Source organism: Propionivibrio sp. (assembly GCF_016790145.1).
In the GTDB taxonomy this organism is placed as follows: domain Bacteria; phylum Pseudomonadota; class Gammaproteobacteria; order Burkholderiales; family Rhodocyclaceae; genus Propionivibrio.
In genome coordinates this window covers 1-6,553 of sequence record NZ_JAEUOI010000052.1, presented here as the reverse complement: position 1 = coordinate 6,553, position 6,553 = coordinate 1, and the positions used below count along the sequence as shown (strand labels likewise).

Annotated in this window: 5 protein-coding genes and 1 tRNA gene; 2 read left to right on the top strand and 4 right to left on the bottom strand. The window is 58.9% G+C overall.

Annotation, left to right across the window (positions count from 1 at the left end; genetic code table 11):
* Positions 1-178: 178 nt before the first annotated feature.
* Complete coding sequence (locus tag JNM42_RS05300) at positions 179-892, top strand: zf-TFIIB domain-containing protein (protein WP_294267298.1); 714 nt, start codon at positions 179-181, stop codon at positions 890-892.
* 150 nt (positions 893-1,042) lie between these two features.
* Here JNM42_RS05300 and JNM42_RS05295 read toward each other — a convergent pair whose 3' ends face one another.
* The 4 genes from JNM42_RS05295 to rnr all read right to left on the bottom strand — a co-directional run bounded on the left by JNM42_RS05295 (position 1,043) and on the right by rnr (position 6,427).
* Positions 1,043-1,603 carry a DUF2062 domain-containing protein gene (locus tag JNM42_RS05295; RefSeq protein ID WP_294267295.1) on the bottom strand — a complete coding sequence of 187 codons (561 nt, stop codon included), beginning with the start codon at positions 1,601-1,603 and terminating at the stop codon, positions 1,043-1,045.
* Positions 1,604-1,924: 321 nt separating this feature from the next.
* A complete protein-coding gene (locus JNM42_RS05290) occupies positions 1,925-3,238 on the bottom strand; it encodes an MFS transporter (protein WP_294267292.1) in 1,314 nt (437 codons plus the stop codon).
* An 80-nt stretch (positions 3,239-3,318) separates the two neighbouring features.
* On the bottom strand, positions 3,319-4,059 hold the full coding sequence (gene rlmB / locus JNM42_RS05285) for a 23S rRNA (guanosine(2251)-2'-O)-methyltransferase RlmB (RefSeq protein ID WP_294267290.1): 741 nt from the start codon (positions 4,057-4,059) through the stop codon (positions 3,319-3,321).
* An 82-nt stretch (positions 4,060-4,141) separates the two neighbouring features.
* Positions 4,142-6,427 (bottom strand): ribonuclease R, encoded by a 2,286-nt coding sequence (gene rnr, locus JNM42_RS05280; RefSeq protein ID WP_294267288.1) that lies wholly within the window; start codon positions 6,425-6,427, stop codon positions 4,142-4,144.
* Positions 6,428-6,466: 39 nt separating this feature from the next.
* On the opposite strand from rnr, the gene JNM42_RS05275 reads away from it, so the two are divergent.
* A tRNA-Leu gene (locus JNM42_RS05275) sits at positions 6,467-6,553 on the top strand.

Here is a 6,553-nt window from a genome sequence, read left to right as displayed (position 1 = left end):
ACAAACTGCAAGCGGACCGGAATCACTCAACTATGCCTGTCAAATGGCGATGTGCCATAAAATGCACTGAATAAGCCCTATCCATGGTGTATCCGCTTGGAACTCAGCCAGTTAAAACACCGGTAACAAGGGACGCATCCCAGTAAAATCGGTCGATGTACTTGACGATGATCTTCCCATGACTCTTCCAACCAAAACTACCCCATCACCCTGCCCATCGTGCACCCAGCCGATGACGCGGCTGGAGCTGCCGCATCGAATTTTCGGCACGCTAGTACTTGATCTTTGCTTCCCCTGCCAGGGCATCTGGTTCGATCAGTATGAAAGCGTGCAGATCAATCCGGGTGGCATCATCGATCTGTTCAAGCTGATCCACGCGCACCGTAGCGACCCGCGCCAGCCGCACCCGGCCATCTTGCGTTGTCCGCGCTGCAGGGACAAGCTGTTTGCCGGGCTCGATGTGGTGCGCAGCGGTCGTTTCACCTATCACCGTTGCCTGCAGAATCACGGACGATTCACGTCCTTCGCGCAGTTCATGATCGAAAAGGGTTTTGTTCGCCAGCTTGCGCCAGCAGAGATTACTGCACTGGCTGCACGCATCGGCACCTTCCATTGCACTGGCTGCGGCGCACCGATCGACATCCGTACGCAAGCGTCCTGTAATAACTGCGGTTCACCGATCTCGATCCTTGACCCGGAGGCAGTCGAGAAAGCACTCGCTGACTACCAGCAGAAGGAATCAAAACGCACCCGACTCGACCCGGAAACACTGGCCGACAGCATACTGGCGATCGAAAAGCAACGCCGGCAGCAGAGCGCTCCGCACGCGGGTGCGCTGGTAGGAGACCTGTTTCTATCGGGCATCGAGCTCGTTTCCGACCTTTTCCCGTAATACAAGCCGGACCTATCTGACGCGGGCAGGATACCCGGGCGGGGATACTTGAAGCTCGGCGCGATGCGTAAAGGCACGAAGTCCGCATTTGCTTTAAGAAATTTTCCTGTGCCGTTGCGGTGAACGAGCGATTGTTCCAGGTTGAATTTCCTATCCTTCTGCGCGCGAGCGGCGTCTGGCGCGTCGCGCGACACGCCAGTGAAACCAGAGGCGCGAACCGGTGCGCACCAGCAGGTAACCGAGAAGTGAACCCCCGATCGCAAAAATGGCCATGCCCAGCACCGTCGGCCAGCCGAAAGACTGAAGCATGCCGAAAACCCCACTTGCGGGCACTACGGCACTCGTCGTGTCAGGCCCGGAAACAAACAGCGAACCCACTTTATAGGCGAGATAGAGCCAGGCACCAATGGTCAGCGGGTTGGTGATCAAGGTGACGGCGACAGCCACCGGGATGTTGCCTCGCCACCAGACGCAATGGGCGGCAGCGATGATGATCTGCGCGATCGGGCTGACAAAGGCCCAGAACAAACCGATTGCCACCCCGCGGGCGAGCGGCTCCGTTTTCATGTGCCAGAGTTCTGGCTCGGTGACGCGGTGAGCAATCGGCCGCAACCAGCGGTGGCTCTCCAGAGATTCGCGGGTCGGCATCTGGGCCTTGAACCGGGTACGCAGTTCAGACCAGAAGGCAGCCCGGTTATTCTCGACCTTCATTGCTTTCTTTCATTGACGAAACATTCGGTAGCGCGTGCAGCGGGTACCCTGGAAGCGGATTGGGCAGCGGATCACAGCGCAGCACAGGCGATTCTCAAAATCCCGGATTCGCAACACAGTTCTGCTTGAGGCTTTATTGACCACGTAAGGCAATAAAAGATCACGAACGTTCAAGCAAAAAAACCTGGCTACACGCGCTTTCGTCACCAGGAGCGCAGAGACGCAGAGATGCGCACAGACATCAAAAACGTAGAAACAATCGCTTGTCTGCAAGGGTTATCCTGGCCAAACCATTGCCCATTTATGCCTCAGCGCTGGGTGTCAAGCCTGTTTCAGACTCTCAGCCTCTACTGTTGGCTTCCATATATTGCGGCAATTCGTTTCGCGAATACGCCACGATGCAATGGCCCCAATGCTCGCCGTCATCGTCAGCAGCAGCAATCCGGCATGATAATCCCCGGCAGTATAAAGTCGTGCGCCGCTGTTGCTCACGCCGCCTGCCCAATGCAGGTCCATCACCCAGCCGAACAGGGGTTGCAATATCGCTCCGGCGAGGAAGCCGCCCATGTTCGTGACACTCGTCGACATGCCGGAAAGCAGGGGCGGATTGACTTCCTTGGCGCACGACCAGGTCAAGGTGAAGCTGGCGGTAAGAATCCCCATCAAGGCAAACAAGGCGTAGCTCGCCTCAAGCGGCAGCGCCACCCCGGAGAGCCAGACCAGCCAGGTCACTGCGTAAAGGTGGGTACCGATGATCAGTACCGGCTTGCGCTGACCAAGGCGATCCGAAATGGCACCGATGCCGACGCAACCCAGCGCAAACCCGGCGAAATACAAACTGACATGACTGGCGGCAACATCACGCGACATCCCGTGCGCCTGAATCAGGAAGGGCGTCGCCCACAGACCGCCGAAGGTAAAAAAACTGCCGCTGACGCCAAAGTTGATCCATGCCGCTGGCCAGGTGGCGTGGTTTCTGACGACCTGGAGCAGGCCGCTGAAGACCACCGTACGATCAAAGTGCGGCTTCCTGATCACGCTACCAGCCGGACTGTGCGGATGATCACGCACCAGTACCCAGCAGGCGATTCCGAGCAGCAGGGAAATACCCGACACAGCGATAAACACACTGCGCCACCCGGCCGCCTGCGCCAGCCACGAGAGCGGAAATCCGGCCAATACCGAGCCCAGATTACCGACCAGCATACTCAGACCGACCATGCTGGCAAAGCGGCTCTCATCAAACCAGACGGCGATGAACTTGAGCATGGAAATAAAGGTGACCGAAACGCCCAGGCCGATCAGGGTACGCCCGACCAGCGCCATCTCCAGCGTCGACGCCATGCCGAACAAAAGGCTGCCCGCGGAGCCGACGATACCGCCAAAGAGGAGAATGCGACGCGGTCCGAAGGTGTCGACAAAGATACCGGTTGGCACCTGCATCACGGTGTAGACGTAGAAATAGGTTGCCGCCAGGACGCCGAGCGAGGAGGCCGTGGTGCCAAAGGCCGACGCCAGATCCTGGGCAATGCCTGCCGGCGCGAAACGCTGGAAGAATGAAATGACGAAGGCAGACACAACAAGGGCCAGCGCCAGGTTGCGGCGGCGACGCTGCGGCCGCTCGAGCTCAGGCATGAAATTCCTCCTTGGTCAGGCTGGGTCCTGACGGTTCATGGATTTTACGCATTGATGCGAACACCGGCCACCAGGGCTGTTCAGTTCCCGCGCCGCCGCCTCGCCTCATACAGGCAGACACCGGTAGCGACCGAGACATTCAGACTTTGCACCGAGCCGAGCATCGGAATGTTGACCAGTTGATCGCAGGTTTCACGCGTCAGTCGGCGCAGGCCATCCCCCTCGGCGCCAAGCACCCAGGCGGTGGCCAGCGGCCACTGCGCCGTGTACAGATCCTGTCTGGCTTCGGCATCGGTGCCGATCAAGAAGATTTCACGTTCTTTCAGTTCACGCAGCGTGCGCGCCAGATTGGTCACGGTAATGTAGGGCACGCTCTCCGCCGCGCCGCTGGCGACCTTGATGGCTGTTTGCGTCAGCCCGACGGCCCGGTCCTTCGGGGCGATCACGGCGTGCGCACCAACGGCATCGGCGACGCGCAGGCAGGCACCGAGGTTGTGCGGATCCTGAATACCGTCGAGCACCAGAAGGAAGGCGGGTTCTTCGAGGGTGTCCAGTACGTCATCGAGGGTGACATGACGCGACTCGCCGGAAACCCTGGCCACCGCGCCCTGATGCCGTGCGCCGCCACCGGCCATGCCTTCAAGGCGTTTTGCATCGACCGGAACGACCCTGACCGCGTGCAGTTCGGCATGGCGCATCAGATCACGCACCCGGGCATCATGACGTTCGGCGTCGATGAATATTTCAAGAATGGCATCGGGTTGATAACGCAGTTTGGCGATGATGGCGTGAAAGCCGTGGATGAAGCTGGTCTGTGACATGAATGATTCTCGCATGCGTTATCGATAGGCGCCGGGGAGCACGCAGGTACGGTTGGCGTCAGTCTGACCCGACCTGCAATTTCTAGCGGTTTTTTTTCGTCACTGCCGATTTTTTATCGAGCGCCGGGGATGTGGACTCCAGGGCGGATTTGGCCAATGGTTTTGCAGCACGATTCGGCGTCGGCATGGGTGTCGTCGCTGCGGGCGTCGCCAGAACAAAGTCGATGCGTCCGGTTTCCAGATCGGCACGCACCAGTTTGACCTGCAGTCGGTCACCGAGACGATAGCGCTGGCCACTACGCTCACCGAACATCAGGTGCTTGACATTGTCGTATTTGAAGTAATCTTCACCGAGCTCGGAGACATGCACAAGTCCTTCGACATAGACCGAATCGAGGGCGACGAAGACGCCAAAAGGCACCACGGCAGCAATCGTTCCGGCAAATTCCTCGCCGATACGATCTCGCATGTAATAACACTTGAGCCAGTTGTTGACGTCGCGTGTGGCTTCGTCGGCCCGCCGCTCGGTCAGCGAACAGTGCAAGCCGATTTCGTCCCACTTGCCGGGCGCATAGCGCGTTCCGTCGAGCACCGCCTTGATCGAACGATGCACCAGCAGATCGGGATAACGCCGGATCGGCGAAGTGAAGTGCGTGTAGTGTTCGTAGGACAGGCCGAAGTGGCCGACATTGTCGGGGCTGTACATGGCCTGCCGCAGTGAGCGCAGCATCACCGTCTGCAGGAGTTGGGCATCAGGGCGCGGCTTGATCTTTTCAAGCAGCACGCCGTAGTCCTTGGCCGTCGGATCCGCTCCCCCTGGAAGGCCCAGGCCGAACTCCTTGAGGAAGTCGCGCAGACCTTCGAGCTTCTCCGGCGTCGGGCCTTCATGCACACGGTACAGACAGGGTTGCTGGTGGGCTTCCAGGAATGCCGAGGCACAGACGTTGGCCGCCAGCATGCACTCTTCGATCAGGCGGTGGGCATCGTTGCGATGAACAGGAACGATGTTGTCGATTTTTCCCTGATCGTTGAACAGCATCATCGTCTCGATCGTCTCGAAGTCGATCGCACCGCGTTTGTGCCGCGCCTTGAGCAGGATATGGAAAAGTGCATACAGCGCCTGCAACTGTGGCTGCAGGGCACGCTGCATATCGCTCTCAGGCTGTACTTCGGCGGAAAGCCAGCTCCACACCTGGTTGTAGGTCAAACGTGCCCGGGAACGAAAAACCGCCGGGTAAAACGAGTAGCCCTTGATTTCCCCGCTGTTGTTGATATCCATGTCGCACACCATGGCCAGACGCTCGACATCGGGATTCAACGAGCACAGACCGTTAGAGAGTTTCTCCGGCAGCATGGGGATCACACGGCGCGGGAAATAAACGGAATTGCCGCGCTCCATCGCCTCACGATCAAGCGCCATGCCGGGCCGAACATAGTGACTGACGTCGGCAATCGCCACCACCAGACGCCAGCCGCGCCCTTTTTTCTCGGCAAATACGGCGTCGTCAAAGTCCCTTGCCGTTTCGCCGTCGATGGTCACCAGCGGCAAATCGCGTATATCCTTGCGTCCGGCCCACTCGGTTTTCCTGACCTTGTCCGGTAGCGACCGGGTTTCTTCCACGGCCTTGGGCGAGAACTCGAAAGGCAAATCATGCTTGCGTAGCGCGATTTCGATCTCCATGCCGGGATCGGCATAGTTGCCGAGCACTTCGACAATCCGCCCGATCGGCTGCGCATGGCGGTTGGGCTGTTCGATGATCTCGACCATCACCACCTGACCCGCCTTGACTTTCGTCTTCCTGTCCGGCGGGACGAGAATATCCTGGTTGATGCGCCGGTTTTCGGGCACCACGACGGTAATGCCATGCTCGATCAGGACCCGACCAACGACCCGGCTGTTGGCGCGTTCGAGCACTTCGACAATGGCGCCTTCGCGCCGCCCCTTGCGATCCAGTCCGGTGACCCGCACCAGCGCACGATCGCGATGCAGAACCCTGGACATTTGCTTGGCATCGAGAAACAGATCGTCGCCACCGTCATCGGGAATGAGGAAACCGTAACCGTCGGCATGCCCTTCAATGCGACCGGCAATCAGGCTGGCGTGCTCGGGAACAATGTACGAGCCCTTGCGGTTGCGCATCAGTTGCGCCTCGCGCTCCATGGCGGCGAGACGGCGCTGGAACATTTCGTGTTCCACTTGATCGATGTCGAGCAGAGTGCACAGTTCGTCGAAGCTGACCGGCTTGCCCTGCTCTTCAACAACCTGCAGGACATACTCACGCGACGGCATGGGCTGTTCGTATTTGGCCACTTCACGCTCGAAGTGGGGGTCGTTTTTTCTGATCCTGGACAGTTTTTTTATTGACATTTTCTTGTGTTCCTTTAGAATTCGCCCTTCTCTGGAACTGCCCAGGTGGCGAAATTGGTAGACGCGCTAGGTTCAGGTCCTAGTGGTGGCAACACTGTGGGGGTTCGAGTCCCTTCCTGGGCACCA

Coding starts and splice junctions, on each gene's coding strand:
- JNM42_RS05300 (WP_294267298.1), top strand. CDS start 179: ATGACTCTTCCAACCAAAACTACCCCATCACCCTGCCCATCGTGCACC.
- JNM42_RS05295 (WP_294267295.1), bottom strand. CDS start 1,603: ATGAAGGTCGAGAATAACCGGGCTGCCTTCTGGTCTGAACTGCGTACC.
- JNM42_RS05290 (WP_294267292.1), bottom strand. CDS start 3,238: ATGCCTGAGCTCGAGCGGCCGCAGCGTCGCCGCCGCAACCTGGCGCTG.
- rlmB (WP_294267290.1), bottom strand. CDS start 4,059: ATGTCACAGACCAGCTTCATCCACGGCTTTCACGCCATCATCGCCAAA.
- rnr (WP_294267288.1), bottom strand. CDS start 6,427: ATGTCAATAAAAAAACTGTCCAGGATCAGAAAAAACGACCCCCACTTC.